22 protein-coding genes, 1 pseudogene and 1 riboswitch are annotated in these 25,959 nt (G+C 69.7%); of the genes and pseudogenes, 17 read left to right on the forward strand and 6 right to left on the reverse strand.

The genetic code is table 11. The features are described 5' to 3' along the window. The first annotated feature begins 111 nt into the window (after positions 1-111). The 6 genes from KF941_RS24085 (at position 112) to xrtE (ending at position 6,568) form a co-directional block, all read left to right on the forward strand. Positions 112-1,866: an alkaline phosphatase gene (locus KF941_RS24085; protein ID WP_072461266.1), complete on the forward strand. Its 1,755-nt coding sequence runs from the start codon at positions 112-114 to the stop codon at positions 1,864-1,866. Between the two features lie 67 nt (positions 1,867-1,933). Further along, on the forward strand, positions 1,934-2,410 hold the full coding sequence (locus KF941_RS24090) for a hypothetical protein (RefSeq protein ID WP_072461265.1): 477 nt from the start codon (positions 1,934-1,936) through the stop codon (positions 2,408-2,410). 9 nt (positions 2,411-2,419) lie between these two features. After that, the gene (locus KF941_RS24095) at positions 2,420-3,106 is read left to right on the forward strand and encodes an ABC transporter ATP-binding protein (protein WP_214274790.1); all 687 of its coding nucleotides are present in this window, start codon (positions 2,420-2,422) and stop codon (positions 3,104-3,106) included. Then, positions 3,103-4,368, forward strand: a complete 1,266-nt coding sequence (locus tag KF941_RS24100) for an FtsX-like permease family protein (RefSeq protein WP_214274791.1) — start codon at positions 3,103-3,105, stop codon at positions 4,366-4,368. The genes KF941_RS24095 and KF941_RS24100 overlap by 4 nt, the downstream gene beginning before the upstream one ends. Positions 4,369-4,655: 287 nt before the next feature. Further along, complete coding sequence (locus tag KF941_RS24105; protein WP_036754346.1) at positions 4,656-4,883, forward strand: hypothetical protein; 228 nt, start codon at positions 4,656-4,658, stop codon at positions 4,881-4,883. Continuing rightward, entirely contained in the window at positions 4,880-6,568 is a 1,689-nt protein-coding gene (gene xrtE, locus KF941_RS24110; RefSeq protein WP_214274792.1) for an exosortase E/protease, VPEID-CTERM system, read from the forward strand. The genes KF941_RS24105 and xrtE overlap by 4 nt, the downstream gene beginning before the upstream one ends. Positions 6,569-6,687: 119 nt before the next feature. Here xrtE and KF941_RS24115 read toward each other — a convergent pair whose 3' ends face one another. Both KF941_RS24115 and aceB read right to left on the reverse strand, forming a co-directional pair. Further along, positions 6,688-8,295, reverse strand: coding sequence for an isocitrate lyase (locus tag KF941_RS24115; RefSeq protein WP_036754501.1), 1,608 nt, complete (start codon positions 8,293-8,295; stop codon positions 6,688-6,690). Between the two features lie 123 nt (positions 8,296-8,418). Then, positions 8,419-10,035 (reverse strand): malate synthase A, encoded by a 1,617-nt coding sequence (gene aceB, locus KF941_RS24120; RefSeq protein WP_214274793.1) that lies wholly within the window; start codon positions 10,033-10,035, stop codon positions 8,419-8,421. A gap of 134 nt (positions 10,036-10,169) precedes the next feature. On the opposite strand from aceB, the gene KF941_RS24125 reads away from it, so the two are divergent. From KF941_RS24125 to KF941_RS24150, 6 genes are all read left to right on the forward strand, one after another. Then, entirely contained in the window at positions 10,170-11,603 is a 1,434-nt protein-coding gene (locus KF941_RS24125) for a helix-turn-helix transcriptional regulator (protein WP_214274794.1), read from the forward strand. Positions 11,604-11,664: 61 nt separating this feature from the next. After that, a riboswitch (cobalamin riboswitch) is annotated at positions 11,665-11,864 on the forward strand. Positions 11,865-11,957: 93 nt separating this feature from the next. Then, positions 11,958-12,965 carry an ABC transporter substrate-binding protein gene (locus KF941_RS24130; RefSeq protein ID WP_214274795.1) on the forward strand — a complete coding sequence of 336 codons (1,008 nt, stop codon included), beginning with the start codon at positions 11,958-11,960 and terminating at the stop codon, positions 12,963-12,965. Then, the gene (locus tag KF941_RS24135; protein ID WP_214274796.1) at positions 12,962-14,011 is read left to right on the forward strand and encodes an iron ABC transporter permease; all 1,050 of its coding nucleotides are present in this window, start codon (positions 12,962-12,964) and stop codon (positions 14,009-14,011) included. Before KF941_RS24130 ends, KF941_RS24135 begins: the two co-directional genes overlap by 4 nt. Beyond that, a complete protein-coding gene (locus tag KF941_RS24140) occupies positions 14,008-14,778 on the forward strand; it encodes an ABC transporter ATP-binding protein (protein ID WP_214274797.1) in 771 nt (256 codons plus the stop codon). The genes KF941_RS24135 and KF941_RS24140 overlap by 4 nt, the downstream gene beginning before the upstream one ends. Positions 14,779-14,789: 11 nt before the next feature. Then, positions 14,790-15,218, forward strand: a complete 429-nt coding sequence (locus KF941_RS24145; protein WP_214274798.1) for a pseudoazurin — start codon at positions 14,790-14,792, stop codon at positions 15,216-15,218. A gap of 15 nt (positions 15,219-15,233) precedes the next feature. After that, positions 15,234-16,016 carry a methyltransferase domain-containing protein gene (locus KF941_RS24150; protein WP_214274799.1) on the forward strand — a complete coding sequence of 261 codons (783 nt, stop codon included), beginning with the start codon at positions 15,234-15,236 and terminating at the stop codon, positions 16,014-16,016. 72 nt (positions 16,017-16,088) lie between these two features. On the opposite strand, the pseudogene KF941_RS24155 reads toward KF941_RS24150, so the two are convergent. Further along, a pseudogene (locus tag KF941_RS24155) lies at positions 16,089-16,868 on the reverse strand (hypothetical protein). Between KF941_RS24155 and KF941_RS24160 the strand changes: the two are divergent. Beyond that, positions 16,867-17,478, forward strand: coding sequence for a LysR substrate-binding domain-containing protein (locus tag KF941_RS24160; protein ID WP_214274800.1), 612 nt, complete (start codon positions 16,867-16,869; stop codon positions 17,476-17,478). The pseudogene KF941_RS24155 and the gene KF941_RS24160 overlap by 2 nt on opposite strands. Here KF941_RS24160 and KF941_RS24165 read toward each other — a convergent pair. Then, positions 17,460-18,842 carry a short-chain fatty acyl-CoA regulator family protein gene (locus tag KF941_RS24165; protein WP_214274801.1) on the reverse strand — a complete coding sequence of 461 codons (1,383 nt, stop codon included), beginning with the start codon at positions 18,840-18,842 and terminating at the stop codon, positions 17,460-17,462. The genes KF941_RS24160 and KF941_RS24165 overlap by 19 nt on opposite strands. Before the next feature lie 118 nt (positions 18,843-18,960). On the opposite strand from KF941_RS24165, the gene KF941_RS24170 reads away from it, so the two are divergent. From KF941_RS24170 to prpB, 4 genes are read left to right on the forward strand one after another with little or no spacing between them, the layout of a single operon-like run. After that, on the forward strand, positions 18,961-19,362 hold the full coding sequence (locus KF941_RS24170; RefSeq protein ID WP_214274802.1) for an acyl-CoA thioesterase: 402 nt from the start codon (positions 18,961-18,963) through the stop codon (positions 19,360-19,362). Beyond that, positions 19,349-20,860 carry an MmgE/PrpD family protein gene (locus KF941_RS24175; RefSeq protein ID WP_214274803.1) on the forward strand — a complete coding sequence of 504 codons (1,512 nt, stop codon included), beginning with the start codon at positions 19,349-19,351 and terminating at the stop codon, positions 20,858-20,860. The genes KF941_RS24170 and KF941_RS24175 overlap by 14 nt, the downstream gene beginning before the upstream one ends. 10 nt (positions 20,861-20,870) lie before the next feature. Further along, positions 20,871-22,040: a 2-methylcitrate synthase gene (gene prpC / locus KF941_RS24180; RefSeq protein ID WP_072461252.1), complete on the forward strand. Its 1,170-nt coding sequence runs from the start codon at positions 20,871-20,873 to the stop codon at positions 22,038-22,040. Next, entirely contained in the window at positions 22,040-22,951 is a 912-nt protein-coding gene (gene prpB, locus KF941_RS24185; RefSeq protein WP_214274804.1) for a methylisocitrate lyase, read from the forward strand. Before prpC ends, prpB begins: the two co-directional genes overlap by 1 nt. 102 nt (positions 22,952-23,053) lie before the next feature. Here prpB and paaZ read toward each other — a convergent pair whose 3' ends face one another. Together paaZ and KF941_RS24195 are read right to left on the reverse strand one after the other, a co-directional pair. Next, positions 23,054-25,117, reverse strand: coding sequence for a phenylacetic acid degradation bifunctional protein PaaZ (gene paaZ, locus KF941_RS24190; protein ID WP_214274805.1), 2,064 nt, complete (start codon positions 25,115-25,117; stop codon positions 23,054-23,056). A gap of 79 nt (positions 25,118-25,196) precedes the next feature. Beyond that, positions 25,197-25,949 (reverse strand): Phenylacetic acid catabolic protein, encoded by a 753-nt coding sequence (locus tag KF941_RS24195; protein WP_072461249.1) that lies wholly within the window; start codon positions 25,947-25,949, stop codon positions 25,197-25,199. Positions 25,950-25,959 lie beyond the last annotated feature (10 nt).

Raw genomic sequence — 25,959 nt, forward strand, 5'->3', positions numbered from 1 at the left:
GGGAAGATTGCGCCGCCACCCAGCCATTCTGTCACGTTCGCGCCACAGAAGGGGACTAGGCCGCCCTTGCGGGAAGACCCTCCGTTTTTTCGAAACCCACAAGAGGCGATCATGCGAAATCTGTTTGCGATGCTTGCGGCAACGACCTTTCTGACGGGCGCCGCCCAGGCCGCCACGATCTATCCGCTCGACCGGGCGACGATCCTGGTGAACTCTCCCTTCGATTTCAAGATCGAGCTGGACGAGGTTCATCCCGAAGGCGACCTGGCCGTCACCGTGAACGGCAAGCCCTATGCCGAGGTCTTCGGCAAGCCGGCCGAATTCGTGGCCGAGGAAAAGGGCGAGGACGACGCGGCCCTCGGCTCGGCCCTGATCCTGCGCGACCTGGCGCTGGCCGAACCGGGCCAATACACGGTCGAGGTCAAGGCCGGCAACGAGATGAAGTCGGTGACTTGGGAGGTCTATTCGACCCCCGAGACCGCCAAGGCGAAGAACGTCATCTTCATCCTGGGCGACGGCCTGTCGGTGGCGCATCGCACCGCGGCGCGGATCATGTCCAAGGGCATGACCGAGGGCAAGGCCAACGGCCGCCTGGCCATGGACGACCTGGACCACATGGCCTTCATCGGCACCTCGTCCACCCATTCCATCGCCACCGATTCGGCCAACACCGCCTCGGCCTACATGACCGGCCACAAGAGCCGCGTGAACGCGCTTGGCGTCTATGCCGACCGCACCCCGGACAGCCTGGACGACCCCAGGGTCGAAACCATCGCCGAGGCGCTGCGCCGCACCACCAACAAGGCGATCGGCGTCGTCTCGACCTCGGAACTGCAGGACGCGACCCCGGCGGCGGTCGTGGCCCATACCCGCAAGCGCGCCGACAAGGCCGAGATCGTCGGCATGTTCCACGACGTCCAGCCCGAGGTTATCCTGGGCGGCGGCTCGGCCTATTTCCTCAAGGCCGACATCCCCGGCTCGAAGCGCAAGGACGACAAGGACTATATCCAGCTGTTCAAGGATGCCGGCTATGCGCTGGCGACCAGCAAGGACGAACTGGCCGCGGCGGCGGGCAGCAATGCCGGCAAGCTGCTGGGCCTGTTCCACACCGGCAACATGGACACCTGGCTGGACCGCAACCAGCTGAAGAAGGGCACCGTCGACAAGTTCCCCGACCAGCCCGGCCTGGTCGAGATGACGAAATCGGCGCTGGACCAGCTGTCGAAGAACCCCGACGGCTTCTTCCTGATGGTCGAGGGCGCCTCGATCGACAAGATGTCCCACCCGATGGACTGGGATCGCGCCGTGGTCGAGACCATCGAGCTGGACCAGGTCGTGGCCCTGGCCCGCGAATTCGCCGAGGCCAACCCCGACACGCTGATCGTGGTCACGGGCGACCATACCCATGGCGTCTCGCTGATCGGCACCATCGACGACAACCGGCCCGGCGACGAAATGCGCCAGAAGGTCGGCGTCTATGACGAGGCGGGCTTTCCCGACTATGTCGATGCCGATGGCGACGGCTATCCCGACTCGGTCGACGTGGCCCGGCGCTTCGCGATCTTCGCCTCGAACTATCCCGACCATTACGAGACCTGGGGTCCGAAGCTGGACGGCCCGTTCCAGCCGGCGGTGCAGAACGAGAACGGCGAATATGTCGCCAACGAAGCCTACAAGGATCTGCCCGGCGCGGTCTTCCGCGAGGGCAACCTGCCCAAGGACAACGACACCGCCGTCCATGCCGTGGACGACATCGTGCTGCAGGCCGCCGGCCCCGGCGCCGAGGCGTTCAAGGGCTATATGGAGCAGTCCGACGTCTACAAGATCCTGGCCGACGCCTTTGCCCTCGGCACCGTGCAGAAGTGAGCCTTGCGGCCTGTCCGGGGTTTCCGCCCCGGACAGGCCGAACCGTATTCCTTGCCGGAGATGCAGGATGACCCGTCCCCAAGACCCGATCCGTTTCCGTCCCGACCGCCGCGCCTGCCTGGGCGGGCTGGCGGCGCTGCTGGCCCTGGGCGCCCCGGTCCCGGCGCTGGCCCGCGCGCCCGCGCTGACCTTCGACGAGCTTTATGCCTCATACGGCGTGCTGGGGCTGGAGTTCTCGGACAAGGTCAAGCTGCTGACCGGCAAGACGGTCGGCATCCGCGGCTTCATGGCCCCGCCGCTGAAGGCCGAGGCGCAGTTCTTCGTCCTGTCCGAGATCCCGATGGCGCTTTGCCCCTTTTGCTCGTCCGATGCGGACTGGCCGGACAACATCGTCGTGGTCTACCTGGACCGGCGGCAGACCTTTACCCAGCCCAACCAGATGATCGAGGCAGTCGGCCGGCTCGAGCGCGGCTCCTGGATCGACCCCGAAACCGGCTTCGTCAGCCAGCTGCGGCTGCGCGAAGCGCGCTATGCCACGGTCTGAGATCGCACCATGCCCTGCCTGCACCTCGACGCTGCCGAAGTCTCGTTTCCCGGCCTGCCCGCGCCGGTCCTGCACATCCCGCGGCTGGACATCGCAGCCGGCAGCCAAGTCGCGGTGATCGGCCCCTCGGGGTCGGGGAAATCCACCCTGGTCAATGTCATCACCGGCCTGGCCCGCCCGACCCAAGGCCGCGTGTTCTGGGACGAATGCGACATCGCGCAGCTTTCCGAAGGCCGCCGCGACCGCTGGCGCGGCGCCAATATCGGCCTGGTCATGCAGGATTTCCACCTGTTTCCGGGGCTTTCGGCGCTGGAGAACGTGCTGCTGCCCGCCCGGCTGGCGCGCGTGGCGGACGGCGCCATCCGGGCGCGCGCGGCCGCGCTTCTGTCCCGCGTCGGCCTGTCGCGGCCGGACCAGCCGGTCGAGACCCTGTCGCGCGGCGAGATGCAGCGCGTCGCGGCCGCGCGCGCGCTGCTGCGCAATCCCGGCGTGATCGTCGCGGACGAACCGACGGCCAGCCTCGACCCCGAAAACGGCGCGGTCATCGCCACCCTGCTGCTGGAACTGGCCGCGCAGACCGGGGCGACGCTGATCGTCGTCACCCATGACCAGCGCCTGATCTCACGCCTGCCACGCCGGATCGCCATGGCGGACGGCACCGTCCAGTCCGACAGCATGGCGGAGGTGCGGCCATGATCCGGTTTGTCCTGGCCGACCTGAAACGGCTCTGGGCCGGTTCCGTGGTGATCGTCCTGCTGGTCGCGCTGGCGGTGGCGCTTGGCGTCGGCGTCAGCTTGCAGGAACGCGCGCTGCGCCTGGGCAGCGCGCGCGCCGCCGAGAAGTTCGACGTGATCGTCGGCGCGCCGGGCAGCGAAACCCAGCTGGTGCTTTCGGCGGTCTTCCTGCAACCGGCCGCCCTGCCCCTGATGCCGGGCGAGGTGCTGGCCGAGTTGAACGACGACCCGCGCGTGGAATGGGCCGCGCCGGTGGGTTTCGGCGACTTCCATGCCGGCTACCCGATCGTCGGCACCACCACCACCCTGATCGAGGCCACCGCGGGCGGCTTTTCCCAGGGCGGGATGTTCAGGACCGAGGGCGAGGCCGTCGTCGGCTCGGCCGTCCCCCTGCAGCCGGGCGAGACGGTGGTGCCGACCCATGGCCAGGTCGAACAGGGCGGGCACGAACACGAAGGCATCCGGTATCGGGTGAGCGGCCGGCTGAACCCGACCGGCACGCCCTGGGACCGGGCGATCCTGGTGCCGATCCAGGCGGTCTGGCATGTGCATGGCATGGGCCTTGAAGCCGGTCACGACCACGACCACGCCGGCCACGACACCGCGCATGAGGACGAGGAGGCGCATGAACATCACGGCATGGATGCCGACGCGCCCCTGGACGAGGACTGGCATCGCGGCGCGCTGCCCGGCCTGCCGGCCATCCTGATCAAGCCCAAGACCATCGCCGACGCCTACCGGCTGCGCCAGGATTATCGCGCGGACGGCCGGACGCTTGCGGTCTTTCCGGGCGAAGTCCTGACCGGGCTTTACGCGACGCTGGGCGATGCCCGGCAGGTGCTGGCGGTCATCGCGGCCGGGACGCAGCTTCTGGTCGCGGCGGCGCTGCTGATGGTGACGGTGATCCATGTCGGCCAGCGCCGGCGGCAGATCGGCGCATTGCGGGCCTTTGGCGCGCCGCGGGCGGCGGTGTTCGGGATCGTCTGGCTTGAACTGTCCGTGCTGGTCGGGCTTGGCATCCTGCTGGGCTATGGCGGCGGCTACCTGGCCGCCAGCCTGCTGTCGCGCGCCTTCGCCATGCAGCGCGGCTTCAGCCTGCCGGTCGGCTTCACGCCCGAGGACGGCGCGATGCTGGCGATCCTTGCCGCGGTCGCGGCGCTGCTGGCGGCGCTGCCGGCCTGGCTGGCCTATCGCCAGTCGCCGGCAGCCGCCCTGCGCAACTGAGCGCCTGCACCCCGGCAACCCCAATCAGCGCAGAGACCCGCTTGCCGCGGATCATTCCGGCCGGCCGCGACACCGCAAGGCATCACCGCCGCAGGCGGAACCCATCGCAGGCTCGCCGCGCCTGCGGAAAATGCGCCCCGAACTGCCGCCCTGACCCGAAACAGGCCGGCAGAACAGCGGAAACCTGGCGATTCTGACAGGTTGCCCCTTTTCCTTGCATGATGAATTCTTGGTCAACGACGCTCTTGTCCGGCTGTCGCGTTTCCTAGGTATTTGGGTCCGTTTCGATGTTCTATGTTGCGCTTTTGGTCCTGCTGACCCTGTCCGCCGCCGGCACCCACCTCGCGCTGGCCGATCCGTCGGAAAGCCATGGCGGCCCCGCCCATCCGACAAGCCCCACCGCGCCCCACAGCGTCCCCGAGATCGACCTGTTCGCGGGCGCGTCGGTCCTGATGATCGCGGTGATCGTCGCGCTTCTGCTTTGGGAGTGGCGCCGGCGCTCGGTCAACCCGTGACCGACAGCGCCGACCCCTCGGACCCGGCGGCGGTTGGCGGCGCCGGGCCAGATCATGGGCAGGCGGGAGCGCCTGCGCCGAAAGCGCCGTTCCTTGCAAGCGGCTGGCGCAGGCTCGGCCTTTTCGCCGCCCTGCTGCTGGGCGAGCTGCTGATCGTCGCCTTCTGCTACCAGTTCCTCGTCGAGATCGAATGCACAGATTTCCAGACGCCGCAAGCTTGCCTCGCGCTGCGCGAGGGGCTGGGACGGCTGCTTGCCCTGGCCCTGCTTACCGGGCTGGCGATGACCGCGCGGCCCCAGCTTTTCGGCTTCCTGGGCGCGGGCGGCAGCGGTGCGGGCCGCCTGTCGCCCGGCGCCGCGACGGCCGCCATGCTGGCGGGGCTGGCGATCATGCTGCTGCCGGCGCTTTGGGGCGACATGACCGCCAGCCTGGCGCCGCTTGCCCTGGCCCTTGCGGCGGGCGCCGCCGTTTCGGTTGCGGCGGCGCTGGCCGGGACCGCGCCCATCGCCTGCTGGCTTTCGGTGCTTCGCCGGGGCGGCCCCTGGCTGTGGGCGGCCATGGGGATCGCGCTGCTCTCGCCGGAACTGACCGGGCTTTTCAACGGCACCTGGGGCTGGCCGCCCCTGACCGCCGCCACATTCGAGCTGGTGCTGCGCCTGCTTGCCCTGCTGCCGGGAAGGGTCGCGGCCGCCCCGAACGAGATGGTGATCGGCTTTGACGATTTCCTCATCCGCGTGGGCGACCCATGCTCGGGGATGCAAGGCTTTGCGCTCATCACCCTGGTGATGGCCGGCTTCATCGCGCTCGAGCGGCGGCGCCTGCGCCTGCCTCTGGCCCTGGTGCTGCTGCCGATCGGGCTGCTGGCCAGTTTCGGCCTGAACGTGCTGCGCATCGCGGTCCTGATCTGGATCGGGGCGCGCATATCGCCCGACCTCGCGGTCAATGCCTTTCACAGCTATGCGGGCTGGCTGCTGTTCACCTTGCTCAGCATCGGGATGGTCGGCGCGGCGCATCTGGTGCCGGCGCTGTGGCGGGGCGAAAAGGCCGGCCCGGCCTTTGGCGCAAGGACGGCCGCCTTCCGGCACGATCCGGTCAGCGCGATGCTGGTGCCGCTGGTGGTATTGCTGCTCTCGGGTCTTTTCGTATCGACATTCTTCACCAATCCCGAAGCGGCCTATCCCTACCGGGTGCCGGCGATGTGCGCGGGGCTGGTCCTGTTCCTTCCGGTCTGGGCCGGGCTCGACTGGCGCGTCGATCCGCTGCCTCTGCAGGTCGGCGTCGCGGTCGGCGTCATGTGGATTGCCGCCGGCGTCGCCGCGGGGGGCGAGGCGCCCCCGCCGCCCTTCGCCGGGCTGGGGCTTGCGGCGGCAAGCTGGATCGTGCTGCGCCTGGCCGGCACCGTGCTGCTGGTGCCCCTGATCGAAGAGGCGGCCTTCCGGGGCTATCTGCTGGGCCACCTGCTGAAGCTGCCCGGCCCGGCCGGGCAGGCAGGCGCCGTGCTGATGTCCTCGGCCGCCTTCGCGCTGCTCCATGACAGCGGCGCGGCGGCCTTCGTCGCCGGGCTGGCCTTTGCCCTGGTCTACAGGCGCCGCGGCAGGCTGACCGACGCGGTATGGGCGCATGCGGCAGCGAACCTCGTGGTCTTCGCCGCCGCGGCGGCCAGCGGCAACTGGGCATTGATCTGAACAAGGGCGTGCCGGGCGGCACGGTAAAAGCGCCGCCCCCGAAGGACCAGGGGCGGCGCAAGCAGGCCGGGGCCGATGAGCGAATCCACCGAAGGCAGGCGGCTCCGGCCTGATCCGGCCTATTCGGCGGCGAACTGGTTCATGGTATTGGCATGGCCGCCCGCCTTCAGCGCGCGCTCGCCCGCGACCATCTCCTTGAAGCTGTCGCCCAGGTCCGAGCCGACCTCGTGCTGGTGCCTGACCGCCGAGATGCCGCGGCGGATCTCCTGGCGCTGCACGGTCCTGACATAGGCCAGCATCTTTTCCTCGCCGAAATAGCCGCGGCTGAGTTCGTCCACCGACTTGGCGGTCAGGTGGAAGGTCGGCAGCGTGATCAGGTTGTGGAACACGCCCGCGCGGGCCGAGATGTCGGTCTGGAAGCGCTGCAACCGGGCGTCGGCCTCGCGGCCCAGGTCGGTATCGTCGAAATCGGGCTTCATCAATTCGTTGCCGTCCGGGTAGTCGGCCTCGGCAATGCTGCCCTCGGCCAGCCATTGCGCCCGCACCTGCTTGCGCAGGTTCAGCGTCCAGTTGAAGCTGGGCGAGTTGTTATAGGTCAGCTTGGCGTTCGGCACCGCCTTGCGGATCTCGGCCACCATGCCGGCAATCTCGTCCACGTTGGGCGTGTCGGTCTCGATCCACAACAGGTCGGCGCCGCCCTGGGTCAGGCTGGCGATGCAATCCTCGATCACCCGCTGCCGCCCCGTGCCCTCGCGGAAGGGGAAAAGCCCGTTCGGCAGCCGCGCCGGCTTGACGAAGGCGCCGTTCTGGTAAAGCGCCAGCTCGCCCTCGCGGATCGGGTTCGCTTCGGTGATCGGCTCGACCTTCAGCCATTTGATATAGTCCGAGGCCAGGTCTCCCGGCCGCTGGCTGACCGGCACCTTCTGCGTCAGCCCGGCGCCCAGGCTGTCGGTGCGGGCGACGATGACGCCATCGTCCACGCCCAGTTCCTCGAAGGCCAGGCGGCAGGCGCGCAGCTTTTCGATGAAATCCTCGCGCGGGACCGTGACCTTGCCGTCCTGGTGGCCGCATTGCTTGGCGTCCGAGACCTGGTTCTCGATCTGCAGGCAGCAGGCGCCGGCCTTGATCAGTTCCTTGGCCAGCAGATAGGTGGCGTGTTCGTTGCCGAAGCCCGCGTCGATATCGGCGATGATCGGCACGACATGGGATTCGAAACCGTCGATCGCCGCGATGGCCTGCTGCCGCTCCGCCTCGGTCGTGGCGGCTTTCAGCGCCTTGAACAGGTCGTTCAGCGCCACCTCGTCGGCCTGGCGCAGCGAGACGTAGATCTCCTGGATCAGGTCGGCCACGGCGGTCTTTTCATGCATGGACTGGTCGGGCAGATGGCCCCAGCGGTTGCGCAGGCCCGCGACCATCCAGCCCGACAGGTAGACATAGGTGCCCCTGGCCGTGCCGCGCAGGCGCTTGACCGCCTTGATCATCTGCTGGGCGTGAAAGCCCGACCAGCAGCCCAGCGACTGGGTGAACTTGCCGGGGTCGGCGTCATAGGCCGCCATGTCGGCGCGCATGACCCCGGCCATGCCGCGGGCGATGTCCAGATGCGTGTCATAGGTGTTCTGCAGCCGCAGCTGCACGATGTCATCGACCGAAACGCCACCCGGCGTTTGACCGGAGGGGTAGCGGGACGACACCTCGGCATGGATTTCCGAAAAAGTCTTTCTGCTCATGATGCTTCCTTTCAGCAGGGTCGGTTCGGGGATCGGCAGCCGCGGCTTGCGGCAAGGCGGGGCATCCGGGGGGAAGCGGTCCGCCAAAGGGGGAAAGCGTGCGGATGATGTCCATCGGGCCCCTCAGTCCAGCGCGTTCAGCAGGTCATAGGCCGGCAGGGTGATGAAATCGGGCAGGGTCTCGGCCGTGGCCGCCTCTTGCACGATGCGCGCGGCCGAGGCGTAATGGCCGCGATGGAACCCGTTCGGGCCGAGCCGGTCGAGGATGCGCACGATCTCGGCCTGCATCAACTCGCCCAGCCATTCGGCGGTCAGCCGGCGCTCCCCGCCGCCCTCCAGCGCGACCGGGGCGCCGTGGCGCAGCCATTGCCACAGCTGGGCGCGGCTGATCTCGGCGGTGGCGGCATCCTCCATCATGTTCTGGATCGGCACCGCCCCGCGGCCGGACAGCCATTGCGCCAGGTATTCGACGGCGACCTGGATGTTCAGCCGCACGCCCGCCTCGGTGATCCGGCCCTGATGCGGTTTCAGCAGCATGGCGGGCTCGATCCGCCATTGCTGGCGCGGCTTGCGGATCTGGTTCGGACCGGGCATGGCGGCGTCGAAGACCGCCTGCGCCACCGGCACCAGGTCGGGATGCGCGACCCAACAGCCGTCGAAGCCCATGCCGACCTCGCGCTGCTTGTCGGCGCGGACGCGGGCAAAGGCGGCCTCGTTCGCCTCGGCATCGCCCCGGACGGGGATCGCCGCCGACATGCCGCCCATGGCATGGATGCCGCGGCGGTGGCAGACCTTGACCACGCGGGCGGCATAGGCGGCCAGGAAGGCGTCCTCCATCCCGACCTGCGCCCGGTCGGGCAGCACATAGGCGGCATGGCTGCGCAGGGTCTTGATATAGCTGAAGATATAGTCCCAGCGGCCGCAGTTCAGCCCGGCGATATGGTCGCGCAGCTCCCAGACGATCTCGTCCATCTCGAAGGCGGCGGGCAGGGTTTCGATCAGCACCGTGGCCTTGATCGTGCCCTGCGCCAGCCCCATGCGGTCCTGGGCAAAGGCAAAGACCTCGTTCCAGAACCGCGCCTCGCCATGGGCTTCCAGCTTGGGCAGGTAATAGAACGGCCCGCGCCCGGTCGCGGCCAGCGCCCGTCCGCAATGATAAAGCGACAGGCCGAAATCGAACAGTGCCGCCGAGACCGGCTGGCCGCCGATCAGCACATTCGCCTCGGGCAGGTGCAGCCCGCGCGGGCGGACGACCAGCAGCGCCGGGTTGGGGCCGACGCGATAGCTCTTGCCATTCGCCTGGTGCTCCAGCGTGCCGTCGCGATAGTCGATCAGGTTCGCCTGCCCGGCGATGACATTGGCAAAGCTGGGCGCGGTCGCATCCTCGAAATCGGCCATGAAGACGCGCGCGCCCGAGTTCAGCGCGTTGATCATCATCTTGCGATCCACCGGGCCGGTGATCTCGACCCGGCGATCCTCCAGCGCGGGCGGGACGGGGGCGGCCTGCCAGATGCCCTGCCGGATCTCGCGCGTCTGCGGCAGGTAGTCGGGCAACTCGCCCCGGTCGATGCGCTCCTGCCGACGGGCGCGGGCGACCATCAGCGCATGCAGCCGCAGGCCGAAGCGGGCCTGCAATGCGGCGACGAAACCCAGCGCCTCGGGGGTCAGGACATGATCCGCGCCCGGCACGGCGCGCAGGACGACGGGCGGAAGCGGTGGGGCATTGCGGTCGAGCGGCATGGCGGCCTCCTGTGATTCACGGCGTAATGTCACAGTAGTAATGTCATGCTGCATGTGCATTATTGCTTTGAAAACAACGGGTGTTGCGGTCAGTCTTGTCACCGTGCAGCCGCAGAACTTGTAAGGTTTGTCACATGGCCCGAGGCGAGAAACTGATCATCGGCCAGCGCCTGCGCGTGCTGCGCCAGTCGCTGGGGCTGACCCAGGCGCAGATGGCGGCCGAGCTGGGCGTCTCGGCCAGCTATGTCACGCTGATCGAATCCGACCAGCGCCCGGCCTCGGCGCGCTTCCTGATGCGGCTGGCCGAGGTCTATGACATGAACATCGCCGAGCTTGCGCCCTCGACCGACGCGCAGCTTGCGGCGGATTTCGCCGCGGCGCTGAAGGATCCGGCGCTGGAGGCAGGCGCGCCGTCCCGCGCCGAGATCGAGGCGGTGCTGCAAGCCTCGCCGCGGATCGCGGCGGCCTTCGTGCGGCTGCACGACAGCCACCGCCAGGCGCTGCTGCGGCCGCAGGCCGACGACAACCCGCTGACCGACCGCGACAAGGTCGAGGCGCTGGCCGGCACATCGCGCCCGGTCGATGCGGTGCGCGGCTGGTTCTATGCCCGGCGCAACCATGTCGATGCGCTGGACCGCGCCGCCGAGGCGCTGGCCGAGGAGCTGGCGCTGCACCGCAACGAGCCGCATATGGCCCTGACCGGCCGGCTGGCCGCGCATGGCATCGCTGTGCGCATCCTGCCCGCCCCGGTCATGGGCGAGCAGCTGCGCCGCTTCGACCCGCACCGGCGCGAGCTGATGCTGTCGGAACTGCTGGCGCAATCCAGCCGCCGCTTCCAGATCGGCGTGCTGCTGGCCCGGCTGGAGCAGGAACCGCTGATCGCCCGGCTGGTCGACGAGGCGGGGCTGGCCGACCCGCCTGCCGTCGCGCTGATGCGGGTGAGCCTGGCGAATTACTTCGCGGCGGCGCTGATGATGCCCTATGCCCGCTTTCTCGCCGCCTGCGAATCGGCGCGCTACGACGTCGAGCTGCTGGGCCACCGCTTCGGCGCCAGTTTCGAGCAGACCGCGCATCGCATGTCGACGCTGCAACGCCCCGAGGCGCGGGGCATCCCGTTCTTCTTCGTGCGGGTGGACCGGGCCGGGAACATCTCGAAACGCTTCAGCGCCGGGCGGTTCCCGTTCTCGCGCTTCGGCGGCACCTGCCCGTTGTGGAACATCCACGCCGCCTTCGAGACGCCGGACCGGGTGCAGACCCAGGTGATCCGCATGCCCGAGGGCGCCAGCTATTTCTCGATCGCGCGCACGGTGGCGCGGGCCGGCGGCACCCATGGCGCACCGGCGCAACGGCTGGCGATCGGGCTGGGCTGCGACGTGGCCTATGCGCCGCGGCTGGTCTATGCCGACGGCATCGACCTGGACCGCATCCGGCCGGTGGACATCGGGCTGAACTGCTATCTCTGCGAGCGGCCGGATTGCTCGGCCCGCGCCCATGCCCCGATCAACCGCCGGCTGCGCGTCAACGAACGCGAGCGCAGCCTGGCGATCTTCAGCTTCGAGGAGGGCTAGGCGCCCGCAGGCAGGCCGTGGCCGGGCGCCCATGCTGACGCTTGCCAGCGCCCGCGCCGGCAGCTAGGGAGAGCGCGTCGGTTTCCGCAAGGAATTGAAAGGGAATCCGCCGGGGTCGCAAGGCCCCGAACCGGAACTGCCCCCGCAACTGTAGGCGGCGAGCAGGATGCGAGAACGCCACTGTGGCCCCGTGCCATGGGAAGGCCGCATCCCTGCCGTGACCCGCCAGTCAGGAGACCTGCCGACGACGTTTGACCAATCCGAGCGGGTCGGCTCGGGAGGGGTTGCGACCGGCATTGGCCCGGTCTCCATCCGCTCATCCGGCCTGTTCATGATGTAGCGGAAGGAAACATCATGCTGAGGCTCACCACGGCGATCATCGCCACGTCCACCCTGGCGCCGATGGCGCTGGCGGGCACCGAATACCCGCTGACCCTGACCAGCTGCGGCCACGAGGTCACTTTCGACAAGGCGCCCGAAAGCGTCGTCAGCGTCGGGCAAAGCACGACCGAGATCCTGTATATGCTTGGGCTGGCCGACAAGGTGGCGGGCACGGCGCTGTGGATCAACCCGGTCCTGCCCGAATTCGCCGAGGCGGACGCCAGGGTCGAGCGGCTGGCCGACAACGCCCCCAGCTTCGAAAGCGTGCTGGCCAAGAAGCCTGGGCTGGTGGTCACGGCCTATGAATGGATGATCGGCCCGCAGGGCGCGGTCGGCACGCGCGAGATGTTCGACGACGCGCAGATCCCCAGCTGGATCATGCCGACCGAATGCGTCGGCAAGGACAATACGCAAAGCATGGACGGCGCGCGCTCGGTCCTGTTCGACACCGCGCTGCTTTACCAGGGCATCGAGGAACTGGCGGCGATCTTCGACGTATCGGAGCGCGGGACCGAGGTGATCGCCGACCTGAAGGCGCGCGAGGCGGCGGCGGTCGAGCGGGCGCAGGCGCTGGACCTGCCCGAGGGCGTGTCGGGCCTGTTCTGGTATTCCTCGGCCGAGATCGAGATCGACCCCTATGTCGCGGGCGCCAATGGCGTGCCGGGCTGGATGCTGTCCAAGCTGGGGGTGCAGAACGTCGTCGCCTCGCCCGAGGAATGGCCGACCGTCGGCTGGGAAACCATCGCCAAGGCCGGCCCGACCTTCATCGTCGCGGCCGAGATGAACCGCCGCCGCTTTCCCGCCGACGACATCGCCGTCAAGCGCGATTTCCTGACCTCGGACCCGGTGACAAGCGAGATGGAGGCGGTGAAGAACGACCGCATCCTGACCATGCCGGCCAATGCGATGGACCCCTCGGTGCGCGCGATCTACGCGCTGGAATCGCTGGCGGACTCGCTGGCCGGGTTCGACCTGCAATGAGGGTGCGCGCCGCGACCCGCAGCACGGGGCGCAATCGGGGCTGGCTGTGGCTGGCCCCCGCCGTGCTGGTCGCGGCGCTGCTCTTCGGCACGGCGGTGGGCGAGACGCGCATTCCGCTGGCCACCGTCATCGAGGTGCTGGCGGTCAAGGCCGGGCTTGGCTCGGCCGCGCTCGACCCGATCGACGCCAGCGTGATCTGGCATTACCGGCTGTCGCGGGCGGTGGTCGCGGCCTGCGGCGGCGCAGGCCTGGCGCTGTCGGGGCTGATCCTGCAGGCGCTGCTGCGCAACCCCCTGGCCGAGCCCTATCTGCTGGGGATTTCGGCCGGGGCCTCGACCGGGGCGGTCACGGTCGCGGTGGCGGGGATCGGCGCAGGGCTGCTCAGCATGTCGGCGGGCGCCTTTGCCGGGGCGCTGACCGCCTTCGCGCTGGTCGCGGCGCTGGCGCGCGCCGCCGGCGGCGGAACCGGGATGCGCGGCGCCGGGGTCATCATCCTGGCGGGCATCGCCGGCTCGCAGATGTTCAATGCGCTGACCGCGCTGATCATCGCGCAATCGGCCAGCGCCGAGCAGGCGCGCGGCATCATGTTCTGGCTGCTGGGCAACCTGTCGGGCGTGCGCTGGCCGGACAGCTGGGTCGCGGTGCCGATGGCGGCGCTGGCGCTGGGGGTGGGGCTGTGGCATGCGCGCGCGCTCGACGCCTTCGCCTTCGGGGCGGAAAGCGCCGCGTCGCTTGGCATCGACCTGCGGCGCACGCAGGCGCTGCTGATCGGCACGGCCTCGCTGGCGACGGCGATCATGGTCTCGATCGCCGGGGCCATCGGCTTCGTCGGGCTGGTGGTGCCGCATGCGATGCGCATCCTCGTCGGGCCGCGCCATGCCAGGCTGGTCCCGGCGACGGCGCTGGCGGGGGCGGTGTTCCTGGTGCTGTCCGACGTCGTCTCGCGCATCGTCATTCCCGGCCAGGTGCTGCCCATCGGCGTCATCACCGCACTGGTCGGCGCGCCCGCCTTTGCCGTGGTCATGATCCGGGGCCGGCAGCGATGACGCCCATCCTGGAAGCCGTCGGCGCCAGCCATGCCGTGCGCGGCCGCGAGATCCTGTCCGACATCAGCCTGCGCCTGCATCCGGGCGAGACCCTGGGCCTGATCGGGCCGAACGGATCGGGCAAGTCGACGCTGATGGGGCTGATGGCGGGCCTGCTGCGCCCCAACCGCGGCGAGATCCGGCTGGAGGGCCGGCCCATGGCCCGGCTGGGGCGACGGCAGATCGCGCGGCGGCTGGCGCTGGTCGCGCAATCGGCCGAGACGGCCGAGCGGATCACGGTGCGCGACGCGGTCGAGCTGGGCCGCACGCCCTGGCTTGGCCCGCTGCGGCCATGGGGTGCCCAGGACGACGACGCCGTCGCGGCGGCCCTCGACGCCGTGGACATGGCGCATATGGCGGGACGCGACTGGGCCTCGCTTTCGGGGGGCGAGCGCCAGCGCGTCCATATCGCGCGCGCCCATGCCCAGGCGCCGCGCATCCTGCTCCTGGACGAGCCGACCAATCACCTGGACATCCATCACCAGATCGCCATCCTCGACCTGGTCGCGCGGCTTTCCGTCACCACCGTCATCGCGCTGCACGACCTGCATCACGCCTTGCGCTGCGACCGGGTCATGGTGCTGCGCGCGGGCCGCTGCGTGGCGCTGGGGCCGCCGATGGAAATCCTGACCCCGGCGCTGATCCGCGAGATCTTCGCGGTCGAGGCCGAGATCATCCCCCATCCCCGCGGAGGCCGGCCGGTCTTCGCCTTCCAACGCCTTGCCTGAAAGGACATCCCATGCTGCTTCGCGCCGCGCTTCTTGCCTGCCTGCTGCCCGCCGCCGCCCTGGCCGAACTGCATGAGGTCAGGATGCTCAACCGCAACGACACCGGCCCGATGCCGTTCGAGCCGGACTACCTGGTGGTCCGGCCCGGCGACACAGTCCGCTTCCTTGCCACCGACCCCGGCCACAACGCCGCCACCATCGCCGGCATGATCCCCGAGGGTGGCGAGAAATTCATCGGCAAGATCAACGAGGAAATCGAGGTCACGCTGGACGCCGAGGGCATCTGGGGCATCAAATGCTCGCCCCATTACACCATGGGCATGGCGATGCTGATCCAGGTCGGCGACAGGCCCGCGACCAAGGCCGACCTGCCCGACGACCTGCCCGAAGCCGTTCGCCAGAGGATGCTGGAAATCCTCGAGCGGCGGAAAGCGGACTGAGCCGCGGCCGGGACCATGCGGAACCGTTCGGTCAAGGACGACATCCGCGACTATTGGAGCCACCGGGCCGAGACCTATGACCAAAGCCCCGGCCACGGCCTGATGGCCGCGCGCGAGGCCGCCGCCTGGCTGGCGCTGATCCGGCGCCACCTCGGCCCCGGCGAAGGCCGCCTTGCGCTGGACCTGGGCTGCGGCACCGGCGCCATGTCGCTGCTGATGCGGCAGGCGGGCCTTGCCGTCACCGGGCTCGACTTCGCCGGCCCGATGCTCGAGCGCGCGCGCCGCAAGGCGCAAGAGGCCGGCGCCCGCCTCGGCTTCATCGCCGCCGATGCCGAGAATACGCTGGAGCCGGACAACCGCTACGACGTGATCATCGCGCGCAACCTGCTGTGGACCCTGCCCGCGCCGCAGGCCGCGCTTGGCGACTGGTTCCGCATCCTGAAGCCCGGCGGGCGGCTTCTGGTCATCGACGGGGACCATGCCCGCCAAAGCCTGATCGAGCGCGCCCTGCCCCGGCTCGACCGGCTGCTCGGCAGGATGCAGGACAGCCACAGCCTGGTGACGCCGGCGCAATGGCGCGACCATGGGCGGATCATGGCGCAGCTGCCCTTTGGCGCCGGTCTGCGGGCGCGGGACGCCGCCGATCTGATCGGCGGGGCGGGCTTCACCGATCTGCGGCACGAGAACCTGCGGGCGATGCACAGCCGCCGCTGGCCCCTCTGGTCCCGCGCACGGCTTGCGGCGCTTGGCCAGCACCGCTTCGCCGTTTCGGGCCGCAAGCCGGGGCCGGGACAGTGACCGCCGGCCTGCCCACCGGAGAGCCGCGATTGTCCCCGAAAACGCCGCCACGGGGAAGAAGTCGGGGCAGTCTCAGCCCTGCGCGGCAGAGCAGCCGCAGCCGGCCGGCTGGGACCGCCCCCTCGCCTCGACCGGCAGGGGCGCCAGATCGCCCTTGCGCAGCGCCCCTGCCGCCGCGACCAGGTTCTTCAGCGCCGCCTCGGTCTCGGGCCAGCCGCGGGTCTTCAGCCCGCAATCGGGATTGACCCAGAGCCGCTCGGCCGGGATCACGCTGGCCGCCTTGCGCAGCAGGGTGATCATCTCGGCCTCGGGCGGCACGCGGGGCGAGTGGATGTCCCAGACGCCGGGGCCGATCTCGTTCGGATAGTCGAAATCGCCGAAAGCGCCCAGCAGCTCCATGTCCGAGCGCGAGGTCTCGATCGAGATCACGTCGGCATCCATCGCGGCGATGGCGGGCATGATGTCGTTGAACTCGGAATAGCACATATGGGTGTGGATCCGGGTCTCGTCCGCGACCGTGCTGGCCGACAGCCGGAACGCCTCGACCGCCTATTGCAGATAAGCGTCCCGTTCGGCGCGGCGCAGCGGCAGGCCCTCGCGCAGCGCCGGCTCGTCGATCTGGATCGCCTTGATCCCGGCGGCTTCCAGGTCGGCCACCTCGTCGCGAATCGCCAGCGCGATCTGCCGGCAGGTCCGCGCGCGGGGCTGGTCGTCGCGGACAAAGGACCATTGCAGGACCGTGACCGGCCCGGTCAGCATGCCCTTCAGCGGCCGGTCGGTCAGCGACTGCGCATGGGCCGCCCAGGCCACCGTCATCGGCGCCGGGCGCGCCTTGACCGCCGGGTCGTGGATGCGCGTCGCATGGCGGCGCGAGAGGACGCGGGTGGTCGCGCCCTATCTGGCGGCCTGGCCGGACGTGGACCTGGACCTGCGCAGCGCCTTTCGCTTTGGCGGCATCGCGGCGCTGCCCGGGCACGAGATCGACCTGCTGATCACCCCCGACCCGCTGGCGCTGCCGGGCATCGCCTATGCCGCGGTCTTCGACTATCAGCTGGTGCTGGCGGTGGCGCAGGACCATCCGCTGGCCGGCCGCGACCATGTCGAGCCCGGCGACCTGGTGCCCGAGGTGCTGATAACCTATCCGGTCGAGCCGACGCGGCTGGACATCTTCACCCGCTTCCTGGTGCCCGGAAATTGCCTGCCGCGCCAGCACCGCAGCGTCGAGACGACCGAGATGATGCTGCAACTGGTCGCGGCCGGCCGCGGCGTCAGCGCCGTGCCGGACTGGTTCCTGCGCGAAGAGGGCGCGGGCCTGCCGGTCCGCGGCCTGCGCATCGGCGCCGGGCTGGAAAAGTCGATCCACCTGGGCACCCGGCGCGGCGAGGAGGCCACCGACTACATCGCCGGCTTCCTGGACCTGGCCCGCCGCGCCGGGCCGCGGCCTCAGCCGCCGCTGGAATAGGGGGCGAAACGGGCCTCGGCGGTGCTGACGGCCAGCGGGCGGCCGACCATGGGAAAGGCGCGCTGCGGGCAGGCGGGGCGCTCGCACACCTTGCAGCCGGGGCCGATCCGGGTCGCAAGCGCGGGGTTCTTCAGATCCAGCCCGCGCGCATAGACCAGCCGGTCGGCATGGGCCAGGTCGCAGCCAAGCGCCACGGCGAAGGTCTTGACCGGGGCGCCGAAGCCGCCCTGGCCATGGCTCACCATGCGCGCGATCCACAGGTAGCTGCGCCCGTCCGGCATCTGCGCGATCTGGCGCACGATCTCTCCCGGCCGGGAAAACGCCTCGTAGACGTTCCACAGCGGGCAGGAGCCGCCGATGCGCGAAAAATGGAAATCCGTCGCCGATTGCCGTTTCGAGATGTTCCCGGCCCGGTCCACGCGGATGAAAAAGAACGGCACGCCGCGCGCCTCGGGTCGTTGCAGGGTGGACAGGCGGTGGCAGGTGGTCTCGAACCCCACGCCGAAGCGGCGCGCGATCAGGTCGATGTCATAGGCCACGGCCTCGGCCTCGCGCAGGAAGGCGCCATAGGGCAGGACCAGCGCGCCCGCGAAGTAATTCGCCAGCCCGATCCGCAGCAGCGCCTGCGCGTCGGGGGCCAACCCCGGATCGCCCGCAAGCCGGGCGATGGTTTCGCCCTGCTCCAGGAAGGCCAGCTGCGTGGCGATCTGGAAGGCCTGCTGCCCCTCGGTCAGGTGCGGCGCCAGGTGCAAGATGCGCGCGCCGGCGTCAAAGCGGCGCAGGCTGCCTGCGTCCAGCGCGATGCGGATGCCGTGCCGCCCGGCCAGCCGGTCGATCAGCCCCGCCACCATCCGCCCCGGCGGCAGCGCCGAGCCGATGGCCTCGGCCGGGGTCTCCAGGTCCGGGACATGGTTGCGGCGGTCATAGAACCAGTCGCGCACCGCCTCGAAGGCGGCGGGGGTGGCGGCGGCCTGCGGCTCGGTCAGCCGCCCCGCCAGCAGGTCGGCACGCTCGGCGGTCTCGCGCAGCCGGGCCTGCATGGCGATGATGGCCCGCGCGATGCCGGGCATGTTCGAAGCCAGTTCCCGCAACTCCGCCGTCGCCGCCGGCGCGCCCTGGTCGGCCAGCGCCGCGCGCAGGTCGGTGATCAGCCGCGCCTCCTCGGCATCCGAGAACAGCTGCACGTCGAGGCCGAAGGCGCCGTTCAGCCTGAGTAGCACCGGCACGGTCAGCGGGCGCTGGTTCTGCTCGATCTGGTTGAGATAGCTGGGCGAAATCCCCAGCGCCCGCGCCAGGGCCGCCTGGGTCATGCCGCGTTCCTCGCGCAAGCGGCGCAACCGGACGCCCATGTAGCTTTTCGTCATCTTCGCAACCTTCGCAATTTGCAGGGGCAGCCTTCGCAGATCAACGCTTTTTCAGTAGTTTAACCGGCGATACGCCTTGTGGATAGATGGCTTTGCCAATTTTGCGAAGGCAGGAACGATGGGCACAGAGACCCGCATGGTCGAGATGATCTTTCCCGATGCCGCGAACCATTACGGCACGCTGTTCGGCGGCAATGCGCTGGCCCTGATGGCCAAGGCGGCCTTCATCGCCGCCACCCGCCACGCCGGCGGCTCGGTCGTCATGGCGCGCTCGGAGCGGGTGGATTTCACCACCCCGATCCGCGTGGGCGAGATCCTGAACCTGACCGCCCGCGTCATCCGCACCGGCCGCAGCGCGATGACCGTCGAGGTGCTTGGCCTGGCCCAGGCGACGACGGGCGCGGCCGAAAGGCAGGCGCTCTCGGGCCGCTTCGAAATGGTGGCGGTGGATGCGCATGGCCGCCCGCTGCCCATCGCCCAGAACATCACCAGCGAAGGACTGACCCATGATCACCCATGACCTGCGGACCTGGAAATCCGCCGAACACCTGCCGCGCGAACAGCAGCTGGCCTGGAAGATCGCCGAGGTGGCGGCCGACCCGGTGGCGGTGGAGCCGGCCGTGACCGAGATGATCGTGAACCGCATCATCGACAATGCTGCGGTGGCGGCGGCCTCGCTTGCGCGGCGCCCGGTGGCCTCGGCCAGGGCGCAGGCGCTGTGCCATCCGTTCCAGCGCGGCGCCACGGTCTTCGGCATGACCGACGCCACCCGCGTCAGCCCGGAATGGGCGGCCTGGGCCAATGGCACCGCGGTGCGCGAGCTGGATTTCCACGACACCTTCCTGGCCGCCGACTATTCCCACCCCGGCGACAACATCCCGCCCATCCTGGCCGTGGCGCAGCATTGCGTCCGCTCGGGGCGCGACCTGATCCGCGGCATCGCCACCGGCTACGAGATCCAGGTGAACCTGGTGCGCGGCATCTGCCTGCACGAGCACAAGATCGACCATATCGCCCATCTGGGGCCCTCGGCCGCCGCCGGCATCGGCACGGCTCTGAACCTGCCCGCGCAGACCATCTACCAGGCGGTGCAGCAGGCGCTGCACGTCACCACCACCACCCGGCAAAGCCGCAAGGGCGAGATTTCCAGCTGGAAGGCCTATGCCCCCGCCTTCGCCGGCAAGATGGCGATCGAGGCGGTGGACCGAGTGATGCGCGGCGAAGGCGCCCCCAGCCCGGCATGGGAGGGCGAGGACGGCTTCATCGCCTGGCTGCTTTCCGGCCCCGAGGCCCGCTACCAGGTGCCGCTGCCGGGCCAGGGCGAGGCCAAGCGCGCCATCCTCGACACCTACACCAAGGAGCATTCGGCGGAATATCAAAGCCAGGCGCTGATCGACCTTGCCCGCCGGTTGGGGCCGCAGATCGGCGACCTGTCGCAGGTGGACGGCATCGTGATCCACACCAGCCACCATACGCATCATGTCATCGGCACCGGCGCCAACGACCCGCAGAAGCTGGACCCCAAGGCCAGCCGCGAGACGCTGGACCATTCCATCATGTATATCTTTGCCGTGGCGCTGGAGGATGGCGGCTGGCACCACGAACGCTCCTATGCCCCGCAGCGCGCGCAGCGCCCCGAGACCGTGGCGCTGTGGCACAAGATCACCACCGTCGAAGACCCCGAATGGACCCGGCGCTATCACGCCCGCGACCCCAGGGAAAAGGCGTTCGGCGGCCGCGTCGTGGTCACGCTCAGGGACGGCCGGGTGATCGAGGACGAACTGGCGCTGGCCGACGCCCATCCCGACGGCGCCCGCCCCTTCGTGCGGGAAAATTATATCCAGAAGTTCCTGACCCTGTCGGACGGCATCATCGCCACCGCCGAGCAGCACCGCTTCCTCGACGCGGTGCAAGGCCTGCCCGACCTGCCCGCCGGGCGACTGGGAGAGCTGAACTTCACCGTCTCGCCCGCGCGCCTGGGCGAGGCCGCGCCCCATGGCATATTCGACTGGAAATAAGGAGATCACGATGAGCGGTTCCGCCAGGAAACCCAAGAAGTCGGTAGCCCTTTCGGGGGTCGTCGCCGGCAACACCGCGCTGTGCAGCGTCGGCCAAAGCGGCAATGACCTGCATTATCGCGGCTTCGACATCCTCGACATCGCCGAAGCCTGCGAGTTCGAGGAGATTGCGCATCTGCTGATCCACGGCACCCTGCCCTCGGCCGCGGAACTGGCCGCCTACAAGGCCAAGCTGCGCAGCTTGCGCGGCCTGCCGCTGGCGGTGCGCCAGACGCTCGAGGCGATCCCGGCCGCGGCGCATCCGATGGACGTGCTGCGCTCGGGCGTCTCGGCCATGGGCTGCGTGCTGCCCGAGGCGCATGACCACAACATCCCCGGCGCCCGCGACATCGCCGACCGGCTGATCGCGGTGCAGGGCTCGATGCTGCTTTACTGGTATCACCACGCCCAGCATGGCCGCCGCATCGAGGTCGAGACCGAGGACGACGGCATCGCCGGGCATTTCCTGCACCTGCTGCACGGCCGTCCCGCGACCGAGGCCGAGATCCGCGCCATGCACACCACGCTGATCCTTTACGCCGAGCACGAGTTCAACGCCTCGACCTTCACCGCGCGCACCATCGCCGGCACCGGCGCCGACGTCTATTCCGCCATCGCCGGCGCCATCGGCGCGCTGCGCGGGCCCAAGCACGGCGGCGCCAACGAGGTCGCCTTCGAGATCCAGAAGCGCTACGCCACCCCCGACGAGGCCGAGGCCGACATCCGCGCCCGCGTCGCGGCGCGCGAGGTCGTCATCGGCTTCGGACATCCGGTCTATACCGTCTCGGACCCGCGCAACGTGGTCATCAAGCGCGTCGCCCGCCGGTTGTCCGAGGACAAGGGCGCGACCCGCATGTTCGCCGTGGCCGAGCGGATCGAGGACGTCATGCTGGACGCCAAGGGGATGTTCCCGAACCTCGACTGGTATTCGGCCGTCTCCTATCACCTGCTGGGCGTGCCGACCGCGATGTTCACGCCGATCTTCGTCATCGCCCGCACCGCCGGCTGGGGCGCGCATGTGGTCGAGCAGCGCCAGGACAACAAGATCATCCGCCCCTCGGCCCATTACATCGGCCCGGAAAACCGCCGCTTCCTGCCCATCGACCAGCGCGGCGGGCTGTTGTCCCTGGAGGCCGAGTGATGCCCTATCTGATCGGCTCCGACCTGCCCGAGGCGCCGGCCGGCGCGCGGTTCCGCGCAGCCCTGGCCCGTCCCGGCATCCTGCGCCTGCCCGGCGCGCATAACGGCATGGCCGCGCTTCAGGCCCGCGCGGCGGGGTTTCAGGCGCTCTACCTCTCCGGCGCCGCCATGACCGCCTCGATGGGCCTGCCCGACCTGGGCATCATCACCGTGGACGAGGTCTGCTTCTTCATCCGCCAGATCGCGCGGGCCAGCGGGTTGCCGCTGCTGGTCGACGGCGACACCGGCTATGGCGAGGCGCTGAACGTCATGCACATGGTGCGCAGCTTCGAGGATGCGGGCGCCGCGGCCGTGCATCTGGAGGACCAGCTGCTGCCCAAGAAATGCGGCCACCTGAACGACAAGAAGCTGGCCCCGGCGCAGGACATGGCGGCCAAGGTGGCGGCGGCGGCCCGCGCGCGGCGGCATCTGTTCGTCATCGCCCGCACCGATGCGGCCGCGGCCGAGGGCATCGAAGGCGCCGTGGCCCGCGCCAAGCTTTACGTCGAGGCCGGGGCGGACGCGATCTTTCCCGAGGCGCTGACCTCGGTCGAGATGTTCCGCGAAGTCCGCGCCCGCCTGCCCGGCGTGAAGCTGCTGGCCAACATGACCGAGTTCGGCCGCACCCCCGCGTTGACCGCGCAGGAGTTCCAGGAGCTTGGCTATGACATGGTGATCTGGCCGGTCTCGTCGCTGCGCGTGGCCAACAAGGCGCAAGAGCGGCTTTACGCCGCGCTGGCCCGCGACGGCGCGACGACGGCCATGCTGCCCGAGATGCAGACCAGGGCCGAGCTTTACGAGGCGATCGGGCTCAACGCCTTCGAGGCGCTGGACGCCTCGATCGCGCGCAGCCTGCTGCCCGCGCAAGGCTGAGGCATCGGGCGGGGCGGTCCCGCCCGACGACCGGCGGGGCGCAGGCGCCCACCGTCCCGCCGGTCCGTTCGCGCATCCGGCGACGCAAGCCCGACGACGGCCCTATTGCGCCGCCGCCTGGGCCAGCGGCCATTCCTTGGCCACCATGGTCAGCACGTCGTATTGCGCCACGACCTCGCCCTTCTGGTTCGTCACCTGGCAATCCCAGCGCACCTCGCCATGGCCGGCGTTCTCGCGCGGGTTGATCTCCTTGCAGGTCAGCCGCACTTGCAGCGTGTCGCCGAAATAGACCGGGGTCAGGAAGCGCAGGTTGTCCACGCCGTAATTGGCCAGGACCGGGCCGGGGTTCGGCTCGACGAAAAGACCCGCGGCAAAGCTGGCGATCAGATAGCCATGCGCCACGCGGTCGTCGAAGAACGGGTTCGCCTTGGCCGCCGCCTCGTCCATATGGGCATAGAAGGTGTCGCCGGTGAAATGGGCGAAATGCTCGACATCCTCGCGGGTGACGGTGCGGGTCGCCGTGACGAGCTGGTCGCCGATGCGCAGCTCGGCCAGCGACTTGCGGAAGGGATGCTCGCCCTGCCGCACGTCGGCACCGGGGATCCAGCGCCCGGTGACGGCCGACAGCAGCCGCGGCGCGCCCTGCACGGCGGTGCGCTGCATGTAATGCTTGACGCCGCGGATGCCGCCCATCTCTTCGCCGCCGCCGGCGCGGCCGGGGCCGCCATGGACCAGCGGCGCCAGGGGCGAGCCATGCCCGGTCGAGGACTTGGCCGAGGCGCGGTTGCCGATCAGCACCCGGCCGTGCCAGGGCGCGGCGCCCAGCACCAGCTCCTCGGCAACCTTCGGATCGTCGGTAAAGACCGATGTGACCAGCGAGCCGCGGCCCATCCGCGCCAGGGCCACCGCCTCGTCCAGGTCGTCATAGGGCATGACCGTCGAGACGGGGCCGAAAGCCTCGACCTCATGCACCGCCCCGGCCGCGAAGGGCTTGGCGGCATACATCAGCACCGGGTTCAGGAAGGCGCCCCTGGCCGCGTCGCCCGAGGTCACGCGCACCGCATCGGGATCGCCGGCGACGATCTCGGCCGCCGCCTGCAGGTCGCGGATGCGCTCGCGCACCTCTTCGCGCTGGTCCAGGCTGGCCAGCGGCCCCATGCGCACCCCCTCGTCGCCCGGCAGGCCGACGGCGGTCTTGCCCAGCCGCTCGTCCAGCGCGGCGATCAGGGCGTCGACCTGGGCGCGGGGCGCGATGACGCGGCGGATGGCGGTGCATTTCTGCCCGGCCTTGACCGTCATCTCGCGCGCGACCTCGCGCACGAACAGGTCGAACTCGGGCGTGCCCGCCACCGCGTCGGGGCCGAGAATGGCGGCATTCAGGCTGTCCGCCTCCATGGTGAAGCGCACGGAATTGGCGATCACCGCCGGATGGGTCTTGAGCTTGCGCCCGGTCCAGGCCGAGCCGGTGAAGGTCACGGCATCCTGTTCGGTCACGTGGTCCAGCAGATCGCCGACCGAGCCGCAGATCAGTTGCAGCGCGCCTTCGGGCAGGATGCCGGTCTCGACGATGCGGCGCACCATCAGCTCGGTCAGATAGGCGGTCTGGCTGGCGGGCTTGACCAGGCAGGGCATCCCGGCCAGCAGCGTCGGCGCGATCTTTTCCAGCATGCCCCAGATCGGGAAGTTGAAGGCGTTGATATGCACCGCCACGCCATGCAGCGGCGTCAGGATATGCTGGGCGCTGAAACTGCCGTCCTTGGACAGCGGCTCGACATCGCCATCGGTCAGCACGCGGGCATTGGGCAATTCGCGCCGCGCCTTGGAGGCAAAGGTCAGCATGGTGCCGATGCCGCCCTCGATGTCCACCCAGCCGTCGGTGCGGGTGGCGCCGGTATGCAGGCTTTCGGCGTAGAATTCCTCTTTCTGCGCCATCAGCGCCAGGCCCAGGGCCTTGAGCATGCCGGCGCGTTCGTGAAACGACATGGCGCGCAGCCTTGGCCCCGCCGCCTCGCGGCCATGGGCCAGCGCGGCGGCAAAGTCGATGCCGGTCGAATCGATCACGGCCACCGGCTCGCCGGTGGCGGCGTCCAGCAGGGTCTGGCCGGGCTGGCTGCCGGGGGTCCAGCACCCGCAGACATAGCTTTCAAGACGGCGCGGAGTGGTCATTGGCGTTTCCTTGGTCAGTCTTCGTTTTGCTCGGGCGGCAAGGCCGCGCCCGTCGGGGAGAGCGGCCGCAAGCGCCGGTTCAGAGGCCAAGCGCGGCCAGATGTTCCGACACCAGCGCCTCCCAGCGCCCCAGCAGCGCCTCGTTCGGGCTGTGGCGCAGGCCGAAGCGCGCCAGCGTGTCATAGCGCGCCGAATGGGTCAGGCCGAAGCCCGCCGCGACGCGCGGCTGCCAATAGGCGATGGCGGCGCGGGCTTCCTCGCGCCCGGTCTCGGTCTGGGCGATCTGCTCCAGCCCCTCCAGGCCCAGCTCGGCATGGCGGGCCTCGCGCGGGGCGATCTCGCGAAAGACCTCGGCCAGCGGGCCGTAGGAGACGCGGGTCAGCTCGGTCATCTGCACCCCGGTCGCCAGCCCCTGGAGCACGTTCATCACCACCGCATCGGTCCAGCCGGCGATCGGATAGTGCAACACCGACAGCCGCATGTCGCCGGGCCGGCGCGCGGTGCCCAGATCGGCGTCGCGCGGGACGCGGGCGGCCCAGTCGTGGCTGGTCTGGTAGCGGGCGGCATCGGTGCCGAACTCGGCCATCACCCGCAGCACGCGCCCGGCATGGTCGGCCTTTTCCAGCGTGATGCGGCTGGCGGCGATACGCTCCTTGATGCCGGGGGCGAGGTTGATCGCATCGGCGAAGCCGGCCGAGGCGGCCAGTTCGCTGTCCACGAAGGACGACATCAGCCGCAAAAGCTCGCCGCGATAGCGGGCGGGCACGTTGCCGGGCGCGGTCAGCACGCCGCCCTGCGCCAGGTAGTCCTCGATATTCATGGTATCGGACATGGGTTCCCCT

The organism is Paracoccus sp. pheM1 (assembly GCF_018499825.1).
In the GTDB taxonomy this organism is placed as follows: Bacteria; Pseudomonadota; Alphaproteobacteria; order Rhodobacterales; family Rhodobacteraceae; genus Paracoccus; species Paracoccus versutus.